The following is a 22,531-nucleotide window of genomic DNA, read 5'->3' as shown; positions in this document are numbered from 1 at the left end:
GCGGGCCTTCCCGCAGGCTGGCCTTCGTCGCCGAAGCGGCGGGGCGGGCGGGCGTCGCCGCCGGGACGGCGCGGGCCTTCGTCGCCGAAGCGGCGGGGCGGGCGGGCGTCGCCGCCGGGACGGCGCGGGCCTTCGTCGCCGAAGCGGCGGGGCGGACGGGCGTCGCCGCCGGGACGGCGCGGGCCTTCGTCGCCGAAGCGGCGGGGCGGACGAGCGCCGCCCTCGAAGCGACGCGGCCCCTCGTCGCCGAAGCGGCGGGGCGGACGGGCGCCACCCTCGAAGCGACGCGGCCCCTCCGCGTCGAAGCGCCGGGGCGGAGGCGCGCCACCCTCGGGACGGCGCGGCCCCTCGTCGCCGAAGCGGCGGGGCGGACGCTCGAAGCTCTCCGCGCGGCGCGGGCCTTCCCCGCCGAAGCGCCTGGGCGGACGTGCGCCTCCCTCGGGACGACGCGGCCCCTCCTCGCCAAAACGGCGCGGCGGGCGCTCGAAGCTCTCGGCACGGCGCGGTCCTTCGGCGCCGAAGCGTCGCGGGGGACGCTCGCCGCCTGCAGCGAAGGGGCGCTGCTGCCGATCGCCGCCGCCGGGCCTGCCCATCCGCGGGGGGGCTGCGGGTCGGGACGGTGCCTCCGCCGGGCCCGCTGCGCCGATGCGCATCACCCGCACCTCTCGGCGCGGCTCGCCGAAGCGCGGCCGCACCGGCAGGTTGGTCCGGGCTGCGGCCTCGCGCTCCACCGGGCCGGTGGTGCGGCTCGCCCGCGGCTCCTCCGGCGGCGGCACCCCGAGGATCGCAGCGGCGATGTGCGCGAGCCGGTAGCGGCGCAGCGCCTTGCGCCACACCCGCGGCTCGATCTCCATCCGGCGTCGCGCCAGCTCCACGACCACGGTGGGCTCGGTGCTGCTGCCCTCGGCAGCCACCGCCTCGATGGCGGGGCGGAGCTCGGCGAGGTTCCGATCGTCGAGATCCTCGAGCACACCTGCGTCGCGGAGCTGTTCGTCCTTCTCCGCCGCCAGCACGATCCGCTCGGGCAGCGGGCGATCCGCCCGGGCCTCCTCGCGGGTGCGCTCCTTGAGCTCGCGCACGTCGCCCTCGAGGTGGTGCTTGCGGAGGAGCTGCTGCAGCTCCCGCGGCTCGAGCTGGAGCGTGCGGAGCATGCCGGGCAGGAAGCCGCGGTGCTGGCGGAGCAGGAGCTTCAGGTTCTCGGCCTCGACCTTCTCGAACCAGCCGTCGAGGTGATGCTTGCCGAGGAGGCGATCGAGATCGCCCTCGCCGATGGGCCTGCCGTCGTTGCGGGCGTAGAGGGTCCCGAGCCGCTCGACGATCTGCCGGCGGTTGCCCCGCAGCTCCGAGACCAGCCCCTCGAGCACCTCACTTCCCTCGCGGGCCTCGAGCTCGGCGAAGGGACGGCGCGCCGCCTGGCCGGTGACGTACCTGCCGAATTCCGGGACGCCGGGGGTGCGGCCCGGGCGCGGGGCGGGGGCCGCTTCCTCCTCCGGCTCCTCCCGCCTGGCCCGCTCTGCCTTGAGGGCCTCCGCCTCGGCGCGGGTCCGGCGCAGGGGCGCCGCCGCGCTCTCCGCCTTCTTCTTCCGGGTGGCCTTCTTCGCTGCGGCGGGGGCCTTCTCGCCAGCGGCGAGGAGTTCCTCGAGCACGCCGAGCTTGCCCGCCAGCTTGCGGAGCGCTGCGGCGTCCTCGAGGCCGAGCTCGTCCGCCGCCTTCTCCAGATCGCCAGCGGCCCGCGCCACCGCCTCGCGGATCCGGGCCCGCTGCTGATCCGCGCCCGGGGCGAAGGGGCTCTCCTCAGCCTCCGCCGCCTCCTCATCCTCTTCCACCTGCGCCGCTGCCACCGACGCAGCGAAGCCTGCGAGGACGGGGCGGGCGCTGCCTGCCTCTGCGGCTGCTTCGGCGGCGATCGCCTCGTAGGCGCCCGCTTCCTCGAGGCGGGCTGCCTCCGCAGCGGGCAGACCGCGGACCAGATCGATCACCGCATGGGGCGAGAGCGGCCGGGCAGGGGGCTCGCCCTTGCAGATGCCGAGAACCGTCCGGTCCTCGTCGGGCGAGAGCCGGGCGAGGGCCTGGCGGACCTCTTCGGCAGAGGAGGGCCTGTCGGCGCGCCGGCAGAAGTCGGCGAGGGCGATGGCGACGGGGGCGGGGATCTCGGCAGGGTCGCGGAGGAGCATGGGGCGCGGAAGATCCGCGCCAAGGGGGGTGGTGTCAAGCCGTTCCCCGCAGGCTTCCCGTTGACCAGCGATTCGGCGGGTGTTAGTAGCCATATGGAGTTGATAACGGTTTTCATTTTCGCAGCGTGAAAGGCCAGCCGGTGACGCAGCATACGGAGCGGACGCTCGAGCCGATGGAGGTCCTCAACCGCTACATCGCGGAGAAGGGCCTCAAGTCGACGAGGCAGCGCACCCTCATCGTCGACACCTTCTTCTCCACCGGTGGGCACCTGAACGTCGAGCAGCTCCTCGCCCGGGTCCGCGAGCAGGACCGCCGGATCTCCGCCGCCACGGTCTACCGGACGATGAAGCTCCTCACCGAGTGCGGGCTGGCGCAGCCCCGGCACTTCGGCGACGGCCAGACCCGCTACGAGACCGCTGGCGATCACCACGACCACCTGATCTGCACCAGCTGCGGCTTCATCGTCGAGTTCGAGAACGACGAGATCGAGAAGCTCCAGCTCGCGGTGGCGAAGCGGCACGGCTTCCAGGTGAGCCACCACAAGATGGAACTCTACGGTCGCTGCTCGAAATGCAGGAAGGCGAGGGCATAGGTGTCCGCTCCGCTCCCGGTAGAACCCCCGCGCGGCGACGCGGGCCCGGCCTCCTCCCGGCTCCTCCTCGTCGGAAATCCCAACGTCGGCAAGAGCGTGGTCTTCGGCGCGCTCACCGGCCGCTATGCCCAGGTCTCCAACTACCCCGGCACCACGGTGGAGCTCACCCGCGGCAAGGCACACTTCGGTGGCGCCGAGTACCAGGTGATCGACACCCCGGGCACCAACAACCTCCTCGCCATGAGCGAGGACGAGGCGGTAGCCCGCGACATCCTCGTCGCCGAGCGCGGCGCGACGGTGGTGCAGGTCAGCGACGCCAAGAACCTGCGCCGCGCGCTCCTCCTCTCGGTGCAGCTCGCCGAGGCGGGGGTGCCCTTCGTCCTCGCCCTCAACATGCTCGACGAGGCCCGGAGCCGCGGCATCGGCATCGATCCGGGGGAGCTCGCGAAGGCCCTCGGCGTCGAGGTGGTGGGCACGGTGGCGGTGGTGAAGGAGGGGATCGAGCAGCTCGTCGCCGCAGTCCCCGCCGCCCGTCCCGCCTCGCTGCAGATCGCCTACGCGCCGCCGGTGGAGAGCGCGGTGGCCCGGCTGCTCCCGGTGCTGCCCGAGACCGGCATCTCCCGCCGGGCCCTCGCGCTCCTCCTCCTCGCCGACGATTCGATGGAGGCGTGGGCGAAGGCGAACCTCGACGCCGAGACCCGGGCCGTCGTGGAGAAGGAGCGGGGCCTCCTCGCCGCAGCGATCCCGCAGCCGCTGCGGACGCTCCTCGGCCGCGCCCGCCTCGAGACCGCCGATCGCCTCGCCGCCCACGTGATGCGCCGCGGTGCGCCGCAGGGCTCCGGCGCCAGGTTCGCCCGCTTCGTCGGCGACGCCTCGGTCCATCCGGTCGGCGGCTTCTTCGTCCTCGCCGCGGTCCTCCTCGCCGCCTACTACTTCGTCGGCGTCCTCGGCGCCGGCATCATGGTCGACTGGCTCGAGAGCGTCTTCTTCGCCGAATACGTGGTCCCCTGGACCGACGCGGCGATCCGCGCGGTGGTGCCCTCCGGCGTGGTGCAGGAGTTCCTCGCCGGGCCGCCCGGCGTGCCGGTCGACGAATCGAGCGGCTTCCTCATCGGCCAGTACGGCCTGGTCTCGATGGCGCTCTCCTACGGCATCGCCATCGTGCTGCCGATCGTCACCACCTTCTTCATCGCCTTCTCGATCATGGAGGACTCGGGCTACCTGCCCCGTCTCGCCGTAGTGGCGAACAAGGCGATGAAGGCGATGGGGCTCAACGGCAAGGCGGTGCTGCCGATGGTGCTCGGCCTTGGCTGCGACACCATGGCGACGATGACCGCCCGGATCATGGAGACGAAGAAGGAGCGGGTGATCGTCACGCTCCTCCTCGCCCTCGGCGTGCCCTGCTCGGCGCAGCTCGGCGTGATCCTCGGCATGCTCTCCGGGATCTCGCTCACCGGCGCGCTCTTCTGGTCGGGCAGCGTCCTCGGCACGATCCTGCTGGTGGGCTGGCTCTCCTCGAAGGTGCTCCCCGGCGAGAGCTCCGACTTCCTCCTCGAGCTCCCGCCGATCCGCAGGCCCCAGCTCTCCAACATCCTGGTGAAGGTGGTGGCGCGGATCGAGTGGTACCTCAAGGAGGCGCTGCCGCTCTTCCTGCTCGGCACCTTCGTCCTCTGGGTCTTCGACAGGCTGCAGCTCCTGCCCCTGGTGATCCGCGCGGTGGAGCCGGTGGTCACCGGCGTGCTCGGGCTGCCGAAGGAGGCGGGTGTCTCCTTCGTGATCGGCTTCCTCCGCCGGGATTACGGCGCCGCCGGCCTCTTCGACCTCTTCAACGAGCGGATGCGCGCAGGCACCCTCGGCGTGGAGGGCGAGATCCAGGTGGTGGTGGCGATGACCGTGATCACGCTCTTCGTCCCCTGCATCGCGAACTTCTTCATGATCGTGAAGGAGCGGGGGCTCAAGACCGGCCTCGCCATGGTGGCGTTCATCTTCCCGTTCGCCGTCGCCGTCGGCGGCGTCGTCAACGTGCTCATGCACTGGGTGATGGGATGAGCGAAAGCATCGAAGCCTGCCCGCTCTGCAGCACCACCTTCGACGCGGACGGGCTCGGCTGCAGGCCGAGCTGCCCGCTGGCGAAGGGCTGCAGCACCGTCTGCTGCCCGGGCTGCGGCTACTCCTTTCCCCGCACCAGCGCCGGCCTCGCCGGCAAGCTCGCGAAGTGGCTGAAGAGCCGCAAGGACGCCTGACGATGGGACTCCTCTCCGCCTTTCGCCCGCGCAAGCAGGCAGCAGCTGGGGCCGCCGTGCCGGTCACCGAGGCGCCGGTGGGCGTCTTCCTCGTCGTCGACGCGGTCTCGGTGGAGAACCCCGTGCGATCGGACCGGCTCGCGTCGTTGGGGCTGGTGGCCGGGTGCGAAGTCGTGCTAAGGCAGCGCCGTCCCACGTTCGTATTGGACGTGGGCGAGACGACGCTGGCGCTGGACCGCGAGATCGCCACGGGGATCCGGGTGCGGTTGCCCTGAAGAGACGAGAACGCTCCTGCACTGCAGGAGGCGAGCGGTGACGAGCCGCTCTCTTTCTTGCCGGGATTTTGAGAGTGAAGCGCAAAAGCGTTTACATCGTCGCATGGGCGGCATTGGTGGGAGGCGCAGCCGCGTTGCGGCTGGCGGCGCTTCCGCCTGCGCTTCCCGACCTCGACGCGGTGAACTTCGCGCGCGCGCTCACCTCCTTCGATCTCGCCTCGCAGCAGCCCCATTTCCCCGGCTATCCCGTCTACGTCTTCCTGGCGCGGGCCTTCGCAGCGACGGGCCTCGGCGAGGTCGCCGCCCTCGCTGCGCCGGGGCTCCTCCTCGGCGTCGCCGCGGTGGCAGGCCTCGGCGCCGTCCTCCGCCGCCAGGTGGGGGAGGCCGGCGCCTTCGCGGCAGCTGCGGTGGTCGGCTTCGCGCCGTTGGCGGTGCTCCAGGGCGCGCTGCCCCATTCAGACGGCGCCGGCTTCGCCGCGCTGGTCCTCGCCCTGGCAGCTGCGCTGGCCGCTGCTGCAGGGAAGGGCGTCGGTCCTCTGGCCGCCGGTATGGTGGCGGGGCTCACCCTCGGGATCCGGCCCTCCTATCTGCCGGCCCTGGTGGCGCTGCCGCTCCTCTTCGCCGCGGGGCTGCGGCTGCGCTGGATCGCCGGCCTCACCCTCGGCACCGGCCTCTGGCTGGCGCCCCTCGTCCTGATGGTGGGCCCCGCGCGCTTCGTCGAGATCGCCGGCCACTTCCTCGCGGGCCATGCTGGCGAGTGGGGCGGCACCGTGATCGTGCGGCCGGAGCTCGCCGAACGCCTCACCTGGCTCGGCTTCGATCTCGGCGCAGCGGGCCTCGGCCTGCCCTGGAGCGGCGCCGTCGAGCCGGCGCGCATCCTCCTCGCGCTGCTCCTCGGTGCTGGTGCGGTGGCGCTCGTTGCGGCGCGGCAGCCCACCTCGCTGCCGCTGCGGGCCGCGCTCCTGGTGGCGCTGCCCTACGGCGCCTGGGCCTTCCTCGGCCAGAATCTGATCAAGGCGCGCCACGTGCTGCCGCTCCTCGCCGCTGCGGCGCTCCTCGTCGCGCTGCTGCCAGGGGCCGTCGCCCGGTGGCGCAGCGACCTCGCTCCCGCGATGGCAGGGGCGCTCGCGCTGCTGCTCGCCGTGGTGGCCTTGCCGCTCGCCAGGGAGCAGGGCCGGGTGCCCACGCCCGGCGCGCAGCTCGTCCAGCACGTGGCAGCGGCGCTGCCGCCTGCAGGGGCCAGCTATTTCACCGGCGAGGAGGCGCGGCTCTTCGAGCGCTACGCGCCGCAGTATCGGGCCGGCAGGCTCGCCGGCGGCGACGAACTCGCCGCAGCTGCAGGCCGTCTTGCGCAGGCAGGGGTGCAGGTCTACGTGAGCAGCGCAGCGCCCGGCTACGAGCGGCTGCGGCCGCAGCTCGAGGAGGTGGCGCGCTTCTCCACCAGCCGCCTCGTCCGCGCCCACGCCAATCCGATCGTGCTCTATCGCTACCTGCCCGCAGTCGCGGGCGGAGGGGAACTTCCGTGATTCGTACCACTGCGCTCGTGGCCCTCGCGCTGGCGATGGCGGGCTGCAAGGGGCCCACCTCCGACGTCCCCGAGGTGCAGGCCTCCGCCGAGGCGGCCCCGCGCGTGACCGTCTCGCTCAACCGGATCGTGATGGGCCAGTACCGCACCATCACCCCGCTCTGCGTGGGGCAGCGCTACCGGATCGATCTGCCGGAGGGCGGCAGCCCCGGTTCGATCCAGGCGGCGAGCGGCCTGCCGATCCGCCCGGGCGACACCGCCGAGTTCCGCAACTACCTGCCGACGGTGCCCGCCAACGTCACCGCCCTCGATGCGCCGGCGCCGATGTTCAGCCCGAACCTGGTGACGCCCTACAACACCGCTACCGAGGCGGGAGAGACCTTCTCCTTCTGGCGCTACACCTTCCCCGCAGCAGGGGAGTACGAGTTCTTCGACACCAACATGGGCGAGCCGGGGCGGAAGATCGTCGATTCCTACTACGGCACCGTCACCTACGTCGGCGAGTCGAACGCGCCCAAGGGCGTGGTCTGTGTCGACGAGCCGGGATGCAGCACCGATTTCGCCTGCCTCGGCACCAACCCGCCGGCGGATTGCTGCGCCTGCATCTCGGTCTGCTGCGACACCGACCAGCAGTGCGGCAGCGGGCTCTCCTGCCTGCGCAACCGCTGCGTCGATCCGGCCACGGTGGCCGAGTGATCCAACCCTCTTGCCCGGCCCGAAGCCGGGTTGACCTCCCGGTGGCTTCCACCGGCTCGACATCGTCCGCCGTGAGCAGCGAGCGGGCAAACGCTTCCTTAGCTGGAGACTGAAAATGCGAATCAAGTACCTGGCAGCAGCGCTCCTGGCCCTCACCTCCGTGGGCTGCGGTTCCGAGGACGACGGCGACGAGCAGCAGAACCCCGGCACCGAGCAGTGCGAGGGCCAGGCGCAGTACGTCGCCTTCGATCCGGTGAACCACGAGCCCCAGGACAAGCGCCTGGGCGCGATCGACGAGATGCTCGCGCTCTTCGCCGCCGTCCAGGCCGATCCGACCACCGCAGCGGCGAAGGCCGCCGAGGTCCGGGCGATCTACGAGAGCACCGACCACAACCTCCGCGCCAAGGTGCAGGGTCGCCAGGACGTCCACCTCACCGACGACGCGGCGATGGTCGGCCCGGCGATCGACGACGCCATCGTCGGCGCCATCGACGACCTCGCCGCTGCCACCACCGCCCTCGAGGCGAACCTCGCCAAGCAGACCTTCGAGAAGAGCGGCATCTACCGCTTCCTCTATCTCTCGGTGATGTACGAGCTCTACGAGCCCTCGAAGAAGCACTACGACGAGGCGTTCGGCTACTACGGCTCCGGCAACACCGACACCGACGCCAGCCGCCGCGGCCTCGCCCGCCTCGCCGCCAAGCGCGACGGCAACAACGACACCACCCTGGCCAGCGAGCTCTTCGCCCTCGTCCTCGACGGCAAGTGCGCCCTCGCCGACGCCCTCGCCGCCGCAGGCACCGACACCATCGAGATGGGCACCGACGCGACCTACGACGACATCGTCGACCAGATCGACGCGCGCCTGCAGCTGGTGATGGCCTACTCGATCGGCCACGAGCTCATCGAGTTCGAGGCGGACAAGGCCGACGCCGACACCGCCGCCATCAAGATCTGGGAGGCCGACGGCTTCTTCGACATCGTCGAGCCCTACCTGGCCAGCGGCACCACCGAGGAGCAGCAGTTCGCCGCCGACTTCCGCGCCGCCCTCGATGACGCGATGAGCAAGGTGGCAGCCGGCGACACCAGTTGGATCGCCACCTTCGACGGCGCCGGCTTCCTCGAGACGGTCGAGTCGATCTACGGCATCGACGTCAAGGGCTGATCCGCCGATTCGCGGGGGAGGGCGACGCCTTCCCCCGTAGCTGCTGCACCCGGGGATCGCCTGAGGCGATCCCCGGCGACCGGGGCCCACTCCCGGGAGGGGAACGTCTTGCTTCGCTCGATCCACATCCTGCTCGCCCTCGCGCTCCTCGCACCTGCCGCCGCCTTCGCGCAGCAGGAGGAAGAGGAGGCGCCGCCTCCCGACGCCGGTACCGAAGGCGGCGCCGCCTCCGATCAAGCGCCGGAGGAATCCGGCCCCGCCCTCGAGCTCGAGGGGCTCGACACCTCCTCCGGCCTGCAGCCTTCACTTCCGGGCCCGGCCCGCCGGGCCGAGGTGGAGAACTTCGAGTACCGCCTCGATCCCGGCACCACCCTGGGCGAGCGGGCGGCGGCGATCCTCGACCGCACCACCATCGGCGGCTACGGCGAGCACGACTTCGTGGTCCCGGAGGAGGGCGTGAGCACCTTCCGGAACCACCGCTACGTCGTCTTCATCTACAGCCAGATCTCCGAGCGGATCTCCACCGCCACCGAGGTCGAGTTCGAGTGGGCCGGCAGCCCGCTCAAGCGCGACGGCGTCCTCACCTTCGGCGAGGTGCTCCTCGAGTTCTCGGTGGTCGATCTCGAGATCGCCGAGTGGCTCGTCTTCCGCGCCGGCGTGATCCTCGTGCCGGTGGGTTCCTACAACCTGCGCCACGACGCGCCGGCGCAGGAGCTCCCCGATCGGCCGATCGCCTACACCACGATCGTCCCGTCCACCTGGTTCGAGTCGGGCGTCGGCTTCCTCGGCGAATTCGACCTGGGCGCCGGGATGAAGCTCAACTACGAGCTCTACGCGATCAACGGCCTCGACGCCCGGATCACCGACGGCCTCGGCTTCCGCGGCGCCCGCGGCTCGAACCTCGAGGACAACAACGACGACAAGGCGATCGTCGGCCGGGTCGCCTTCCTGCCGCTGCTCAACCTCGAGCTCGGCCTCTCCGGCTACACCGGCGCCTACGACCAGCTGAACAACCGGGTCAACATGGTGAACGGCGACGTCTTCTGGCGGGTGGGCCCCCTCGACCTGCACGGCGAGGTGGTCTACGCAGCGGTCGACGAAGGCTTCGTGCAGGGCTTCCCCGACGGTTCCCCCGCCAACACCCGCGACCGCGTGCCCGAGGGGATGTTCGGGTACTACGCCCAGGCCGACTACCGCTTCCGGATCGAGCCCTTCTTCCGGGCGCTGCCCGACGAGTGGACCGAGGGGCATTTCACCGCCTCGCTCCGCTACGAGGAGAAGGACACCGACACCGACTTCGTCACCGCCGAGGGCGACGCGGCCCGGCTCACCCTGGGCCTCAATTTCCGGCCCCTGCCGCCCTACGTGATCAAGAACGCCTTCTATTTCCAGGAGAACGGCGCCGGCGGCGATCAGCCGCATCTCTGGGACGGCGATTTCTTCGGGGATTCCTCGTGGACCTACATCGGCTCGGTCGCCTACCTCTTCTAACCCTCGCGCTCCTGGGCGCCGGCTGCGCGACGCAGCGGGGCACGCTCGCTGGCGAGCGGCCCCGCGACGTGGCGGTGGTGGTGCGCTCCGCGGTGCAGCTGCCTGCAGCGCAGAACGTCGTCGACGACGTGGCCGGGGTCGAGTCTCCCGCGGGGCTCCTCGCCAGGGAGGCGCAGCGGGCCCTGCAGGCGCGGGGCTACGCGGCGGCGGTGATCGGGCGGGCGGAGGCGCCGCAGGGCGCGCAGGCGCCGGGCTGCACCGGGGCGGAGATGCCGGTGGCGAGTTGCAACCGCGCCGCTGCCATCGCCGCCGGTGCCGGCAGGGACGCGGCGCTCCTCGTCGAGCTCGAGCGGATGGATCTGGAATCTTTGCGCATGCTCGGCCGTACGGAGATCGAGCTGCAGGCATTCCTGGTGGATGCAGGCGGCGCGCTCCTCTGGGCGGGCGAACACCGGGGCGTCACCCGGGTCACCACTTACCGGGCCGGGAGCGATTGGCGCGCGCATCTGCGTGACGCCCTCGACGAGGCCCTCCGGGAGCTGCCGTGAACCGCATCGAGAACGCCCCTGCTGCAACGTGTACGGGAGGAAGAAGCGTGATAGAGCACCCGGCGCCGATGCGCCTCCTTGCCCTCGTCCTCCTTCTCGTCGCCTCGATCGTGCCCGGCAGCGCCGGCGCGGCGGGGACCTATTTCACCACCCCGCAGCTCCTCAAGGCGTTCTTCCCGAAGAGCGAGCGGGTCACCTACCGCAAGATCCTGCTCGACCCCTCGCAGCAGCGGGTCCTCGAGAAGCGGCTCGGCTACACGCCGGCCCGGCGGGAGTACGTGGTCTTCGTCGCCCTCACCGGCGAGCGGATCGACGGCTACGCCCTCATCGACGACGAGCGCGGCCAGCACGAGCCGATCACTTTCGCGGTGAAGTTCTCGCCGACCGGCGTGGTGGAGCGGCACGAGGTGATGGTCTACCGCGAGGGCTACGGCGACGAGATCACCGACAGCCGCTTCCGCGCCCAGTTCGCAGGCAAGACCGGCAAGGACGTGGTCCGCGCCGGTCAGGACATCGACGTGGTCACCGGCGCCACCATCTCCTCCCGCTCGATGGCAGTCGGCGTGCGCCGCGCCATCGCGCTGGTCGAGGAGCTGGTGATCAAGCCCGCAGCCATCGCCGGCAAGCAGGACGAAGCAGCAGGGACGAAGGGGTAGCGCACGTGCGGCAGTTCGCCAGGCCCTTTCCCATCGACCGGCTCTCCCTCGAGGCGCGGGTGCTCTACACCGCCTTCCTCGTCTTCCTCGTGGGCGGCATCGCCTCGTCGGTGTGGCTCTACGAGGATTCCTTCGGATCGCTGGGGGGCGACGCCGCCGCGCGCTACTACCTCGGCGACGAGGCGGGCGCCGCTGCGGAGGGCGCCGGCGGGCCTGCGCTCGAGCTGCCGGAGGAGGGCGGGCCCGCGCTCGATCTGCCCGGGGAGCTGCCGGGCGATGTGCCTGCCCCAGCAGCCACCGCCGGTGGCCTCCACCTCGAGAAATCCCCGCGGCAGGTCCTCGAGACCTTCCACTTCCATCTCTTCACCGTGCCGGTGGTCCTCCTCATCGTGGGCCACCTCTTCATGCTCACCGCGCTCTCGCTCCGGCTGAAGATCGTGGTGATCCTCGTGGCCTCGGTGGGCACCTTCGTCCACCTGCTCGCGCCGCTCCTCGTCCGCTTCGGCGGCGCCGCGTGGTCGCCGCTGATGCCGCTCTCGGTGATCGCCGCCACCATCGGCTGGCTGCCGATGACCCTCTGGCCGCTCTGGGAGATGTGGACCCGGCTGCCGCAGCGGGTGCAGCGCGACGGAGCCGGCGCGTGATCTCGGTGGTGATCCCCGCCCGCGACGAGGTCGCCTCGGTGGCGGAGGTGGTGGCCGCCGTCCGCGCGGTTCTCGCAGCGGAAGCGCACGAGGTGGTGGTCGTCGACGACGGCTCCTCCGACGGCACCGGCGCCGCCGCAGCAGGCGCCGGCGCGCGGGTGCTCCGCACCGAAGGGATCGGCTACGGCGCCGCGATCAAGCGCGGCGCGCAGGTGGCCCGGGGCGAGCTCCTCGCCATCCTCGACGCAGACGGCACCTACCCGGCGGAAGCGCTGCCGCCCCTCGTCGCGGCGGTGCGCGGCGGCGCCCGGCAGGCCATCGGCGCCAGGCCCGCGGTCGGCGCCGCGGAGCCCTTCCTGCGCAGCGCGATCAAGGGGGCGTTCCGCCTCGCGGTGCGGATCGGCGCCGGCGTGGCGGTCCCCGATCTCAACTCGGGGCTGCGGGTGCTGCGCACCGCCGACCTGCTCGCGCTGGCGCCGATCCTCCCCGACCGCTTCTCGCTCACCACCACCCTCACCCTCGGCCTCGCTGCGGAGGGGGACGCGCCGCTCTTCCTGCCCATCACCTACCACCGGCGTTCCGGCCACTCGAAGTGGCGGCCGGTGCGGGACACCTGGCTGATGGGCCGCACCGTTCTCCGCGGGATCGGCTGGCTGCGCAGGGGCCACGCGCCCCGGGCGCTTCCCGCCCGGGAGGCGGTGCAGCCCTGATGCGGCCGGTGGTCATCGGCGCCGGGCCCGCGGGCCTCGCCGCTGCCTGGGCCCTGTGCAGGGCGGGGCAGCGCCCCCTCGTGCTCGAGGCGCAGGCCGGCCCCGGTGGTCTCGCCGGCTCCTTCGACCTCGACGGCTTCCGGGCCGATTACGGTCCGCACCGGCTCCACCGCGCCGCCTCGCCCGAGGTGCTCGACCTCTACACCGCCGCCCTCGGTGGCGCCCTGCGGGAGCGGGCCCGGAGCGGCGTCGTCCACCTCGGCGGCAGGAAGCTGCCCTATCCGCTCTCGCTCGCAGGGCTCCTTCGCGGACTCGGGCTCGGTGGCGCAGCCCGCCACGGCCTCTCCGCCCTCGCGGCGCAGGTGGCGAAGCCCGCGGGCAACCACTTCGCCGGCGAAGCGGCGCGGCGTCTCGGCCGCCACGCGGCGCGGGTGCTCTACGAACCCGCAGCCCGCAAGGTGTGGGGCGTCGATCCGACGGAGCTCGACGTGGCCCTCGGCGCCGCGCGGGTGCAGAAGGGATCCCTGGGCGCGGTGCTGCGGGCGGCGCTTTCGAAGGGGAAGGGCGGCGGCCGCAGCTTCTTCTACCCGCAGCGCGGCGCAGGTGATCTCGCCGAGGGGCTCGCCGACCGGATCCGGGCCGCTGGCGGCGAGATCCGCTGCGCCACGCCGGTGGAGGGGCTCGTCCTCGCAGGCGACCGGGTGGTCGGAGTCCGCGCCGCCGGCACCTCGATCGAGAGCGATGCGGTGGTGGCCACGGCGCCGCTGCCGCTCCTCTGCAGGTGGACCGGACGGGAGGACGCTGCAGCGGGGCTAGCCTTCCGATCCCTGGTGCTCCTCTACCTCACCCTCGGGATCGATCGGGGCAGCGCCCACGACGTGCACTATTTCGCCGACGAGGCGATCGTCGCCAACCGCCTCTTCGAGATGAAGGGCTTCTCCGGCGGCGCGGGACCCGCCGGACGCACCCTGGTCGGCTTCGACATCCCCTGCACCGTGGGCGACGCGATCTGGACGGCGAGCGCCGAGGCCCTCGCGGCGCGGGTGCGGCCCGCGCTGGAGCGGGCAGGGATGGGGCAGGCGCCGGTGCTGGGACAGGTGGCCCACCGGATCGCCTCTGCCTATCCGATCTACCGCAAGGGCTACGGCCCGGTGCGCGACGGCGCCCTCGACGCGCTGGCGGAGGTGGAGGGGCTCTACCCGGCAGGGCGCCACGCGCTCTACGTGCACGACAACGTCCACCACGCCTGCGCCGTCGGGCTCGCCGCCGGCGCAGCCGCCGCTGCCCGGCGCGGCGCGCGGAGCTGGCGCGCGGCGCAGGGGCCCTTCCTCCACGCGCAGATCGAGGACTGAAGAGTTTTGTGAAACAAGCTCTCCAGCGAAGCCGAAGGCGGAGCGATCGCAAGCAGGAGCGTTTCTCGCGCGGAGCGCGAGCGAAGGAGTCGGGCCGGCGCCTGCCGGACCGACTCCTTCCCACGCTCCGACGGTGACAAGGCGGCGTGCACGGCCCACTATGGGCTCGATGCGGTCCGTCCTGCTCCTCCTCGCCGTCCTCTGCACCAGCGCCGCCTGCCGCGACCAGTCCCGGCTCCCGGAGCCCGTGAACATCGCGCTGCCCCGGGCGATCGACGGCAGGCCCTGGTCCTTCGCCGATCGGCGCAGCGAGGCGACCATCGTCTTCTTCTTCAGCACCTGGTGCGTGCCCTGCCAGGCGATGGAGCCCTTCGTCGCCGAGGCGGCGCGCATCGGTCCGCGCGAGGGGATCGAGGTGATCGGCGTCGCCCTCGACGTGGCGGGGAACAAGACCGTCGCCCCCTACGTGCAGGCCACCGAGCCTCCCTATCCGGTGCTGCTCGGCGGCGGCGCCATCGCCGAGGGGCGGAGCCCCTTCGGCAGGATCCCGTCGCTTCCCTCGGTGATCTTCCTCGACGGCGACGGGCGCCCCTCGGCGGTGATCCAGGGGCTCGTCGACACCGAGCTGCTGATGACCCGGGCCCGCGAGGTCCGCAGCCGCACGGACTGACGGGCGGGGCTTTCTCCACAGCCCTCGGTTTGCGGCACCCCTGCCAGCGGGCGTAAGCATGGGGTGATATCACCCGAGTCCGCCCATGCCGCCCCTTCGCTACCTGCTGCTCGCAGCCGTCACCGTCTCCGCGCTGATCTGGCTCGCCGCCGATCCGCGGGGCCTGCGCCACACGCGCAGGCTCGCGGACGACCTCGAGCAGGTGCACGAGCGCAACGGTGGCCTGCGCGCGAAGAACGAGGTGCTGCGCCGGGAGCTGGAGCTGCTGGCGGACGATCCCGCGGCGCTCGAACGAGCGGCGCGGGAGGAGCTCGGGCTGGTTCGGCCGGGGGAAGTGATCTTCCGCCTGGAGGAGGAGGGGGATGAAGCCGCCCGCCCGTAGAGCCCTGCGCACCGTGGCGCGTGTCCTGCCTGCGCTGGTGGGACTCCTCGCCGCGTGGGCCGTGGCAGGCGGGCGCTTCTCCGACCTCGCCGCCCTCGGGCTGCAGCAGGGATTGCTGCTCCTCGCGCTCCTCGCCTCGATTACCTTCCTCGGCTGGCGCCGGGTGCAGCGGGTGGCGCGGGAGATCCCCTCGACCGCGTGGGAGGAGGCCGAGATCGGCGCGCTCCTCCTCGTGGCGGGCCACGCCCTGGCGCAGCCGCTGGGCGGCGTCGACAGCCCGCTCCATCCGGTGCTCTACCTGCTGATGGCCTTCCTCGTCGCCTTCCTGCCGGCGCGGGTCGGCATCGGCCTCACCGCCTTCGCGGTTCTCCTCGACGTGGCGATCTTCGCCGGGGCGGATCTGCTCGAGAGCCGCTGGGAGACGCTCCTCTCCCACGCCGTCTTCCTCGTGATCTTCGCCGGCCTCTACCGGGTGGTCTTCGCCGCCCAGGAATTCGGCGGCGCCGCCACCGGCCGCCTCGCCGAACGCACCCGCCTGCGCGACGTGCAGGAGCGGGCGCGCCAGTACCGGCTCGGTCTCCACGCCGGCGAGGACGAGCCCGTCGACGAGGGGAAGTGGCTCACCGCGGCGGTGAAGGAGGTCGAGGAGGCGGTGGGAAACGCCCTCGAGGTGGCGGAGTGCGCGCTCCGCACCCATACCGTCGCGGTCTTCCTCCTCGCGCCGGACGACAGGACGATCAAGCTCCACGACTGCCGCTCGCTCGCCGACGACGTGCTCCGGGATCCCTTCGAGGCCCACGAGGGGATCGTGGGCGCGGTGCTCAAGCGGCGGATGCCGATGCGCCTCTGCGGCGAGATCAAAGGTGTGACCTGGTACGGCGGCCGCAAGGCGGTGCGCAGCGTGCTCGCGGTGCCGCTGATCGATCGCCGCGGCGCCGGGCTGCCCGGGAACGACGAGGGCTTCGTCCGCGGGCTGCTCGTCGCCGATCGCCTCGAGGCGACGCCCTTCTCCGACGACGACGAACGCCTCCTCGCCGCCACCTCGCGTGAGGTGCTGCGCGCCATCGAGATCGAGCGGGTGATGGGCTACATCCGCCGCGCCCGCGACGAGAAGGAGCAATTCTACGCCGCGATCGAGGAACTCAACCGCTGTTCGAAGATCGACGAGGTTCTCGACACCGCCATTCGTCTCGCCCGCGGCGTGACGCAGCTCGATCTGGTCGCCTTCACCACCCGCTTCGAGGACGACGACGGGCGGGTGCGCCACCGGGTGGAGAAGGTGGCGGGCATGGAGAAGTTCGCCCAGCTGCAGGGTTACGAATTCGGCGACAACACCGGCCTCGTGGCCAACGCGATCCGCTACGAGGCGGTGCTGCCGGGGCGCGAGCTCAAGCTCCTCGAGCGACCGCAGATCTTCGACGCCGCCACCCAGGTGCGCGGGCTCCAGACCCTGAAGATCGTGCCGGTGCGCGCGGGTGGCGAGGCGATCGGCTCCCTCGTCTGCGCGACGCGCAGGCGGCGCGCCCTCGACGGCGACGCGGTGCGCATGCTCCAGGTGATCGCGCTGCAGGCAGGCGAGGCCTTCCTGCGGGCGCGCCTCTTCGCCCAGACCGAGCGGATGGCCACCACCGACGGCCTCACCGGCCTGCTCAACCACCGCACCTTCCAGGCCAAATTCGACGAGGAGCTGGCCCGCGCCGCCCGCACCGGGCGCAAGGTCTCGCTCATCCTCACCGACATCGATCACTTCAAATCGGTGAACGACACCTACGGCCACGCCACCGGCGACGCGGTGCTCCGCGGCGTGGCGAAGCTGCTCCAGCGCTGCGCTCGCTCCACCGACGTCGTGGCGCGCTACGGCGGCGAGGAGTTTGCGATCGTGCTGCCCGAGACCGACATGGCCGGCGGCAAGATCATCGCCGAGCGCATCCGCGAGGCGGTGCTGCAGCACGAGTTCCAGACCGATCTCGGTCCGCTCAAATGCACGTTGAGCCTCGGCATCGCCACCTATCCGGACGTCTCGGAGGTGAAGCAGGAGCTCTTCGAGAAGACCGACCAGTGCCTCTACCACTGCAAGCGCATGGGCCGGAACCGCTCCACCACCGTGGACGAGATGCGGCGCAGCGAGCAGCAGGTCGACGCGGCCTGAGCCTTATTTCTTGAAGAGCGCCTCGAGCTTCGCCTTCGCAGCGGCCGCCGGATCCTCGCCCTCGTGTCCGGGCCTGCCGTCGCGGAAGGAGAAGAAGTCGCAGAAGTTGCCGGCGTCGCGATCGCGCACGGGCTCGGTGCCGGGCTCGCGGCATTGGTTCTGGGCGAAGACGTCGTGGTGCCGGCAATTCCTGCAACAATGCAGGTCGGCGCCGCAGCCGTCGCAGAGATCCCGCCTTCCGATCCTGGTGAGGATGACGACTTCACCGCCGCACGCATGGCACTGCTTCATCGCAACGTCTCCCGTCCGGTGCAGGGTGTTTCAGGGCCCTCGGGCCGTCAAGCGGGCAGGCGCCCGGCCTTCGGCGCCCCCGGGCAGGATGTGGTGAATGGTTCGGCGTGCACTTCGTCCACATCGTGGGAGCGCCGGTGCCGGAACGACGGTACCCGGGCGTTGACCATGCGTGCGGCCGGTCGCTAGTATCTCGGCCCTTCCGAGGAGGAAACCGCGTGACGTTTCGCATGATTCGCCTTGTCGTGGCTGCTGCCGCGATCCTCGCCGCAGTGCCTGCCTTCGCCCTCGGCATCGACCGGGACGACTTCAAGACCTACCTCGAGACCCGCGACGCCCTGAAGGACGAGCGCGTCCAGAAGATGCCCGAGGCCCAGCGCATCCCGAAGATCGCCTCGGTGAACTTCAAGATGAAGGGCGACCAGCTCCAGCGGATCCTCGACAAGGTCGAGGCCGAAGGCGGCGAGAAGGGCGTCGCCCAGAAGTCGCAGGAGGCGCTGCAGGGCGCGCTCTCCGCCACGTCCTTCAAGGACAAGCTCAAGGAGGTCAAGGTCGACACGGGCAGCCCCCACGTCGTCACCTACATCAAGTGGGTCGCCGACGAGGCCAACGTCGAGGCGGAGGCCGCGCTCCTGGCGCTCAAGGCCGGCGCCGCCGACAAGGTCACCTCGACCTTCTTCCTCTGGGCCGTGGACGCAGCCGGCAACGATCTCTGGCGCGCGAAGATCGGCGCCGACCGCACCCAGCGGATCAAGGAAGACCGGATCGCCGACTGGGCCAAGACCCGCTACGTCCGCCTCTTCGAGATCGACAAGGACAACCGCGGCTGATCGCTGCGGCACCTCGCATCGACGAAGCCCCCGCTGCCTGAGACGAGGCGCGGGGGCTTTTCCGTGCCCACGGCTTCTCGTCCCCGCGAGACCTGCAGCAGGAACGGCGACGCCCCGCCGGCACAGGGCCTGGCGGGGCGTCGTCTGCTCAAAAGAGCGCTGCCGGCTTAGTTGCCTGCGAGCTTCTGGTAGAGCTGGGCCTTCGGGGTGCCCTTGGCGATCTCGGCGTCGGCGCGCTTGATCTCCTCGTCGATGACCTTCTTGAAGTTGTCGAAGGGCTGCGCACCGGAGACGAGCTTGCCGTTGATGAAGAAGGCGGGGGTGCCGCGGGCGCCGACGGTGCCGGCGTAGGCGCGGTCCTGCTCCACGCGGGCCTTGTACTTGCCCGAGTCGAGGTCGGCCTTGAACTTCTTCATGTCGAGGCCGATCTCCTGGCCCCACTTCTCGAAGTTCTCACGGGTGAGGGCGCGCTGGTTGGCGAACGCCTTGTCGTGGAACTCCCAGAACTTGCCCTGCGCGTGGGCGGCCATGGAGGCCTCGGCGGCAGGAACGGCGTTCTTGTGGAAGGGCAGGGGGAGGTGGCGGAAGACGATGCGCACGTCCTTGCCGTAGGTCTCCTCGATCTGCTTCACGGTCGGGTTGACGCGCGAGCAGAAGGGGCACTCGAACTCGGAGAACTCGACGATCGTGACCTTGGCGTCGGCGGGGCCCTTGGTGGGAGCGTCCTTGGGGACCTCCACGAAGACCGGCTTGGCCGGAGCAGCCTCGGGGCGAGCGGCGGGAGCGGGCGGGGTGGTCAGGCCACCGGCGATGAGCTTGCCGTAGAGCTGATCCTTGGAGGTGCCCTTGGCGAGCTCGGCGTCGGCCCGCTTGATCTCCTCGTCGATCACCCGCTTGAAGTTGTCGAAGGGCTGGGCGCCCGAGACGAGGCGGCCGTTGATGAAGAAGCCCGGGGTGCCACGCGCGCCGCGCGAGGTGTAGAGGGCCTGCTCCTTCTTGATCTGCTCCTCGATCTTCGGCGAGGCCATGTCGGCCTTGAACTTGGCCATGTCGAGGCCGAGCTCCTTCGCCCAGGTCTCGAAGTTCTCGGCGGTCAGGGCGCGCTGGTTGGCGAACGCCTTGTCGTGGAACTCCCAGAACTTGCCCTGCTGGTGGGCTGCGTAGGCAGCCTTGGCGGCGGGCATGGCGTTCTTGTGGAAGCCGAGCGGGTTGTTCGCCCAGACGATCTTCACGTCGTTGGGGTAGGCCTCGAGGATCTGCTTCACCGTCGGGTTGACGCGGTTGCAGAAGGGGCACTCGAAGTCCGAGACCTCGATGATCGTGACCTTCGCGTCCTTCGCGCCCTTGGTGGGCTGGAAGTCGTCGAAGGGCACGTTGAAGATCTGCGTGTCCGCCGCGCCGGGACGAGCCGCGGGGGCCGGGGTCGGCTTGGCGGCGTCTGCCACCGCTGCTGCCGCCGGGGCTTCCGCGGTCTTCGGGCTCACCGCCCGGCCGCCGACGAAGCCGATGGCGGCGCCCACCACGAGCGCCACCGCAATCGAACCAGTCTGCTTAGCTGCCATTCAGGTCTCCTGCTCCGTTAGAGCTCCGACGGGGAGCTTCCCCCTCAAAGCCTGCTGCCCGCTCCCCGTGGGGCGAGCTCTCGAACGCGCCGTGCGAACCTGCATGCGCGGTCAGTTGTTCCCGGCGTGGTGACTTCCTACGCCAATATCTTCGCCGTCCCCGTGGACGTGGTCGTGGGCCGCCCCGTCCCCGCGGAGGCGCCGCCCCGGCGCCGGCACCGTGGCCGAGGTGGGGGCGCGGGCGATCGCGCTCCGGATCTGGTCCGAGGTCCCTCCGAGCTTCGCCAGCTGGATCGCCTGGGCGAAGGCCCGCGCGCTCTGCGGCGCCGCGGCGTCCTCCACCATGCAGGCCGCGCAGGATCCCGCCCCGCAGGCGCAGGGGGTCGCGTTCATCGCCGCCAGCACCACATCCCGCTGCTCGCTTCCCAGCCCCTCGAGCAGGCCGGCGGGCAGATCGTCCTCGCCTACCCAGGCAGCCCGGGCGCCGCCCGCATGCAGGCGGGTGGCTCCGTATCCGAGGGCGGCGATCCCGACGAGGGCTGCGAGAAGAGGTGCTTTCTTCATCTTCGGATCTCAGCCCCACCTGCCGTTTGACGCCCCCCGGCCGTTGCGGAATGGGCAGAGAGACTTAACAGAAGGAAAAGGGCCGTGCAACGAGGGAACGGTCGGCGCGCGCGGTTCGATTCCGGCCCGGTCGGCATGGTTCTGGCGGCTTGCAAGGCCGCCTGCCGAGCCTTGCCCGCGTTGCCCGGCGGGCGGGAGATGCGCAGTTTGCAGCGCGAAACGGTCCTCTCTTTTCCTGGAGGCGGGGCCGGCCAACGACACACCAGGTTCGTGGTGAAGCCGATGGGACGCTTCCGACTCGACAGCTCGTACAGCCGTGGAACCCTCCGCCTTCTCCTCCACGGCGTCTTCGACGGATCCTCCGCGTGGGAGGTGCGTCACGCCCTCGTCGGTGCGGACGCGGGGCGGATCATCCTCGACTTCTCGGGCGTCGAGGAGACCTGGGAGTTCGGCGCCGCCATCCTCAGCGCCGGGATCAAGGGCACGGATCGCTCGCGCATCTCCTTCGCCCACGTGCCCGAGGAGGTGCGGGCCGCGCTGGCGCTCTTCGGAACGCCGGTCGAGGAGGAGGAGCGTCCCTGGAAGATCGCCTTCCCCTGGATGGCGGCCGCAGCAGAGAGCGCCTGATCGCGGGGCGAAGCGCGCCGGGCCGAAATGGTGGTGCCCCTCCCGTCGTTTGGGGGTAGAACGCCGCCATGGAACGACCCACCCCCGATCGCACCCTCGATACCTCCGGGACCTTCTGCCCGGTGCCCATCATCGAGACCGCGAAGGTGGTCAAGGAGATGGGCCCCTCGCAGGTCCTGCTCGTGGTGGCCACCGACCCCGGCATCGAGACCGACATGCCGGCCTGGTGCAAGAGCACCCGGCACGAGTACCTCGGGACCGACGTGGAGGGACGGGTCTACAGAAGCTGGGTGCGAACCCGGCGGGCCTGAGGATCGACTGCATGACGACGCGCAAGCCCAAGGCACTGGGGCTCATCTCCGGTGGCCTGGACTCCATGCTCTCGCTCAAGATCGTTCGCGACGTGCTCGGTTGCGAAGTTCGCGCGGTGAGCTTCTACACCGGCTTCTGCATCACCGAGACGCAGCGGCGCTCGGGCCGCAAGCGGGCCGACGGGACGGTGAAGCCGAACGAGGCGCTGCAGGCAGGGGCCGAGCTCGAATCCGAGGTCGAGCTCGTCGACATCTCCGACCAGGGCTATCTCGACGTCATCGCCAACCCGAAGTTCGGCTACGGCGCCAACGCCAACCCTTGCGTCGACTGCCGGATCGACATGTTCCAGCGGGCGAAGGCGATCCTCGACGAGTGGGGCGGCGATTTCGTCTTCACCGGCGAGGTGCTCGGGCAGCGGCCGAAGAGCCAGCGCCGCCACACGATGCAGCTGATCGAGAAGAACGCGGGGCTGCAGGGGAGGCTGCTCCGTCCGCTCTCGGCGCAGCTCCTCCCGCCGACCCTCGCCGAGAAGGAGGGGCTCATCGATCGCAGCAAGCTCCTCCGCATCTTCGGCCGCAGCCGCAAGCCGCAGCTCGCCCTGGCGCAGGAGCTCGGCATCGAGAGCTTCCCCCAGCCCGCTGGCGGCTGCTGCTACCTCACCGACGAGTCCTTCGCAAAGAAGTTCTTCGACGTGCTCGACCACAAGGACGACCGGAAGATCTCCCGCGAGGAGATCGTGCTCCTCGCCACCGGGCGCCACTTCCGGATCTCGGATCGCGTCAAGCTGGTGGTGGGCCGCACCGAGGGCGAGAACTTCCAGCTCGACCGCTTCGCCGACGGACGCTACCGCCTCGCCGCCCGTGACGTGAACGGACCGGTGGCGCTGGTGGAGGGCGAGCCGAGCTGGGAAGAGATGGTGCTCGCCTCGCGTATCGTCGCCCGCTACGGCAAGGGGCGGGAGATGTCGAACGTGGTGGTCGACTGGCGCGGGGGCGGTGCCGAAGGCACCGACGAGATCCAGGTCGAGCCCTTCCGCGACGACGCCGCCTTCGCCGCCCTGCGGATCTGACCG

The 22,531-nt window shown here is 71.3% G+C and carries 24 protein-coding genes; 20 read left to right on the top strand and 4 right to left on the bottom strand.

Annotated features, from left to right (window positions below):
* Positions 1 to 2,174: hypothetical protein (locus tag ACESMR_RS16410; protein WP_373048187.1), on the bottom strand; the 2,174-nt coding region annotated here is incomplete at its 3' end.
* Positions 2,175 to 2,347: 173 nt separating this feature from the next.
* Between ACESMR_RS16410 and ACESMR_RS16405 the strand changes: the two genes are divergently transcribed.
* From ACESMR_RS16405 to ACESMR_RS16330, 16 genes are all read left to right on the top strand, one after another.
* A complete protein-coding gene (locus ACESMR_RS16405; protein WP_373048305.1) occupies positions 2,348 to 2,767 on the top strand; it encodes a Fur family transcriptional regulator in 420 nt (139 codons plus the stop codon).
* Entirely contained in the window at positions 2,768 to 4,816 is a 2,049-nt protein-coding gene (gene feoB, locus ACESMR_RS16400) for a ferrous iron transport protein B (protein WP_373048186.1), read from the top strand. It begins immediately after the preceding gene.
* Positions 4,813 to 5,010 (top strand): hypothetical protein, encoded by a 198-nt coding sequence (locus ACESMR_RS16395; protein WP_373048185.1) that lies wholly within the window; start codon positions 4,813 to 4,815, stop codon positions 5,008 to 5,010. The genes feoB and ACESMR_RS16395 overlap by 4 nt, the downstream gene beginning before the upstream one ends.
* Before the next feature lie 2 nt (positions 5,011 to 5,012).
* On the top strand, positions 5,013 to 5,285 hold the full coding sequence (locus ACESMR_RS16390; protein WP_373048184.1) for a FeoA family protein: 273 nt from the start codon (positions 5,013 to 5,015) through the stop codon (positions 5,283 to 5,285).
* A gap of 74 nt (positions 5,286 to 5,359) precedes the next feature.
* On the top strand, positions 5,360 to 6,811 hold the full coding sequence (locus ACESMR_RS16385) for a hypothetical protein (RefSeq protein ID WP_373048183.1): 1,452 nt from the start codon (positions 5,360 to 5,362) through the stop codon (positions 6,809 to 6,811).
* Entirely contained in the window at positions 6,808 to 7,506 is a 699-nt protein-coding gene (locus ACESMR_RS16380) for a hypothetical protein (protein WP_373048182.1), read from the top strand. The genes ACESMR_RS16385 and ACESMR_RS16380 overlap by 4 nt, the downstream gene beginning before the upstream one ends.
* 115 nt (positions 7,507 to 7,621) lie before the next feature.
* Positions 7,622 to 8,671, top strand: coding sequence for a hypothetical protein (locus tag ACESMR_RS16375; RefSeq protein WP_373048181.1), 1,050 nt, complete (start codon positions 7,622 to 7,624; stop codon positions 8,669 to 8,671).
* Between the two features lie 108 nt (positions 8,672 to 8,779).
* Positions 8,780 to 10,162 (top strand): hypothetical protein, encoded by a 1,383-nt coding sequence (locus tag ACESMR_RS16370; RefSeq protein ID WP_373048180.1) that lies wholly within the window; start codon positions 8,780 to 8,782, stop codon positions 10,160 to 10,162.
* A complete protein-coding gene (locus ACESMR_RS16365; RefSeq protein WP_373048179.1) occupies positions 10,126 to 10,710 on the top strand; it encodes a hypothetical protein in 585 nt (194 codons plus the stop codon). The genes ACESMR_RS16370 and ACESMR_RS16365 overlap by 37 nt, the downstream gene beginning before the upstream one ends.
* Before the next feature lie 47 nt (positions 10,711 to 10,757).
* Positions 10,758 to 11,366, top strand: a complete 609-nt coding sequence (locus ACESMR_RS16360) for an FMN-binding protein (RefSeq protein WP_373048178.1) — start codon at positions 10,758 to 10,760, stop codon at positions 11,364 to 11,366.
* Between the two features lie 5 nt (positions 11,367 to 11,371).
* Positions 11,372 to 12,010, top strand: coding sequence for a hypothetical protein (locus ACESMR_RS16355; RefSeq protein ID WP_373048177.1), 639 nt, complete (start codon positions 11,372 to 11,374; stop codon positions 12,008 to 12,010).
* Positions 12,007 to 12,720 carry a glycosyltransferase family 2 protein gene (locus tag ACESMR_RS16350; RefSeq protein ID WP_373048176.1) on the top strand — a complete coding sequence of 238 codons (714 nt, stop codon included), beginning with the start codon at positions 12,007 to 12,009 and terminating at the stop codon, positions 12,718 to 12,720. Before ACESMR_RS16355 ends, ACESMR_RS16350 begins: the two co-directional genes overlap by 4 nt.
* Positions 12,720 to 14,072: a protoporphyrinogen/coproporphyrinogen oxidase gene (locus ACESMR_RS16345; protein WP_373048175.1), complete on the top strand. Its 1,353-nt coding sequence runs from the start codon at positions 12,720 to 12,722 to the stop codon at positions 14,070 to 14,072. Before ACESMR_RS16350 ends, ACESMR_RS16345 begins: the two co-directional genes overlap by 1 nt.
* 169 nt (positions 14,073 to 14,241) lie before the next feature.
* Positions 14,242 to 14,742, top strand: a complete 501-nt coding sequence (locus ACESMR_RS16340; RefSeq protein WP_373048174.1) for a TlpA disulfide reductase family protein — start codon at positions 14,242 to 14,244, stop codon at positions 14,740 to 14,742.
* A gap of 85 nt (positions 14,743 to 14,827) precedes the next feature.
* Positions 14,828 to 15,124, top strand: a complete 297-nt coding sequence (locus tag ACESMR_RS16335) for an FtsB family cell division protein (RefSeq protein WP_373048173.1) — start codon at positions 14,828 to 14,830, stop codon at positions 15,122 to 15,124.
* A complete protein-coding gene (locus ACESMR_RS16330) occupies positions 15,105 to 17,273 on the top strand; it encodes a diguanylate cyclase (protein ID WP_373048172.1) in 2,169 nt (722 codons plus the stop codon). The genes ACESMR_RS16335 and ACESMR_RS16330 overlap by 20 nt, the downstream gene beginning before the upstream one ends.
* A 3-nt stretch (positions 17,274 to 17,276) precedes the next feature.
* On the opposite strand, the gene ACESMR_RS16325 is transcribed toward ACESMR_RS16330, so the two are convergent.
* Positions 17,277 to 17,564: a hypothetical protein gene (locus ACESMR_RS16325; protein ID WP_373048171.1), complete on the bottom strand. Its 288-nt coding sequence runs from the start codon at positions 17,562 to 17,564 to the stop codon at positions 17,277 to 17,279.
* A 230-nt stretch (positions 17,565 to 17,794) separates the two neighbouring features.
* Here ACESMR_RS16325 and ACESMR_RS16320 point away from each other — a divergent pair, with 230 nt between their 5' ends.
* On the top strand, positions 17,795 to 18,394 hold the full coding sequence (locus ACESMR_RS16320; RefSeq protein WP_373048170.1) for a hypothetical protein: 600 nt from the start codon (positions 17,795 to 17,797) through the stop codon (positions 18,392 to 18,394).
* A gap of 167 nt (positions 18,395 to 18,561) precedes the next feature.
* On the opposite strand, the gene ACESMR_RS16315 is transcribed toward ACESMR_RS16320, so the two are convergent.
* Positions 18,562 to 19,956 (bottom strand): DsbA family protein, encoded by a 1,395-nt coding sequence (locus tag ACESMR_RS16315; protein WP_373048169.1) that lies wholly within the window; start codon positions 19,954 to 19,956, stop codon positions 18,562 to 18,564.
* Positions 19,957 to 20,067: 111 nt separating this feature from the next.
* On the bottom strand, positions 20,068 to 20,520 hold the full coding sequence (locus tag ACESMR_RS16310) for a hypothetical protein (RefSeq protein ID WP_373048168.1): 453 nt from the start codon (positions 20,518 to 20,520) through the stop codon (positions 20,068 to 20,070).
* 282 nt (positions 20,521 to 20,802) lie between these two features.
* On the opposite strand from ACESMR_RS16310, the gene ACESMR_RS16305 reads away from it, so the two are divergent.
* The 3 genes from ACESMR_RS16305 (at position 20,803) to ACESMR_RS16295 (ending at position 22,528) form a co-directional block, all read left to right on the top strand.
* Positions 20,803 to 21,147, top strand: coding sequence for a hypothetical protein (locus ACESMR_RS16305; RefSeq protein WP_373048167.1), 345 nt, complete (start codon positions 20,803 to 20,805; stop codon positions 21,145 to 21,147).
* Positions 21,148 to 21,215: 68 nt separating this feature from the next.
* Entirely contained in the window at positions 21,216 to 21,458 is a 243-nt protein-coding gene (locus ACESMR_RS16300) for a sulfurtransferase TusA family protein (RefSeq protein WP_373048166.1), read from the top strand.
* An 11-nt stretch (positions 21,459 to 21,469) separates the two neighbouring features.
* Complete coding sequence (locus ACESMR_RS16295; protein ID WP_373048165.1) at positions 21,470 to 22,528, top strand: thiamine biosynthesis protein; 1,059 nt, start codon at positions 21,470 to 21,472, stop codon at positions 22,526 to 22,528.
* Positions 22,529 to 22,531 lie beyond the last annotated feature (3 nt).

Source organism: Vulgatibacter sp. (assembly GCF_041687135.1).
Taxonomy (GTDB): domain Bacteria; phylum Myxococcota; class Myxococcia; order Myxococcales; family Vulgatibacteraceae; genus JAWLCN01.
This window is presented reverse-complemented; position numbering and strand designations above follow the sequence as displayed.

Bases quoted from the DNA above. Each gene is read 5' to 3' on its own strand.
- ACESMR_RS16405 (WP_373048305.1), top strand. From the start codon at position 2,348: ATGGAGGTCCTCAACCGCTACATCGCGGAGAAGGGCCTCAAGTCGACG.
- ACESMR_RS16395 (WP_373048185.1), top strand. From the start codon at position 4,813: ATGAGCGAAAGCATCGAAGCCTGCCCGCTCTGCAGCACCACCTTCGAC.
- ACESMR_RS16390 (WP_373048184.1), top strand. From the start codon at position 5,013: ATGGGACTCCTCTCCGCCTTTCGCCCGCGCAAGCAGGCAGCAGCTGGG.
- ACESMR_RS16375 (WP_373048181.1), top strand. From the start codon at position 7,622: ATGCGAATCAAGTACCTGGCAGCAGCGCTCCTGGCCCTCACCTCCGTG.
- ACESMR_RS16345 (WP_373048175.1), top strand. From the start codon at position 12,720: ATGCGGCCGGTGGTCATCGGCGCCGGGCCCGCGGGCCTCGCCGCTGCC.
- ACESMR_RS16340 (WP_373048174.1), top strand. From the start codon at position 14,242: ATGCGGTCCGTCCTGCTCCTCCTCGCCGTCCTCTGCACCAGCGCCGCC.
- ACESMR_RS16335 (WP_373048173.1), top strand. From the start codon at position 14,828: ATGCCGCCCCTTCGCTACCTGCTGCTCGCAGCCGTCACCGTCTCCGCG.
- ACESMR_RS16330 (WP_373048172.1), top strand. From the start codon at position 15,105: ATGAAGCCGCCCGCCCGTAGAGCCCTGCGCACCGTGGCGCGTGTCCTG.
- ACESMR_RS16325 (WP_373048171.1), bottom strand. From the start codon at position 17,564: ATGAAGCAGTGCCATGCGTGCGGCGGTGAAGTCGTCATCCTCACCAGG.
- ACESMR_RS16320 (WP_373048170.1), top strand. From the start codon at position 17,795: ATGATTCGCCTTGTCGTGGCTGCTGCCGCGATCCTCGCCGCAGTGCCT.
- ACESMR_RS16315 (WP_373048169.1), bottom strand. From the start codon at position 19,956: ATGGCAGCTAAGCAGACTGGTTCGATTGCGGTGGCGCTCGTGGTGGGC.
- ACESMR_RS16310 (WP_373048168.1), bottom strand. From the start codon at position 20,520: ATGAAGAAAGCACCTCTTCTCGCAGCCCTCGTCGGGATCGCCGCCCTC.
- ACESMR_RS16305 (WP_373048167.1), top strand. From the start codon at position 20,803: ATGGGACGCTTCCGACTCGACAGCTCGTACAGCCGTGGAACCCTCCGC.
- ACESMR_RS16300 (WP_373048166.1), top strand. From the start codon at position 21,216: ATGGAACGACCCACCCCCGATCGCACCCTCGATACCTCCGGGACCTTC.
- ACESMR_RS16295 (WP_373048165.1), top strand. From the start codon at position 21,470: ATGACGACGCGCAAGCCCAAGGCACTGGGGCTCATCTCCGGTGGCCTG.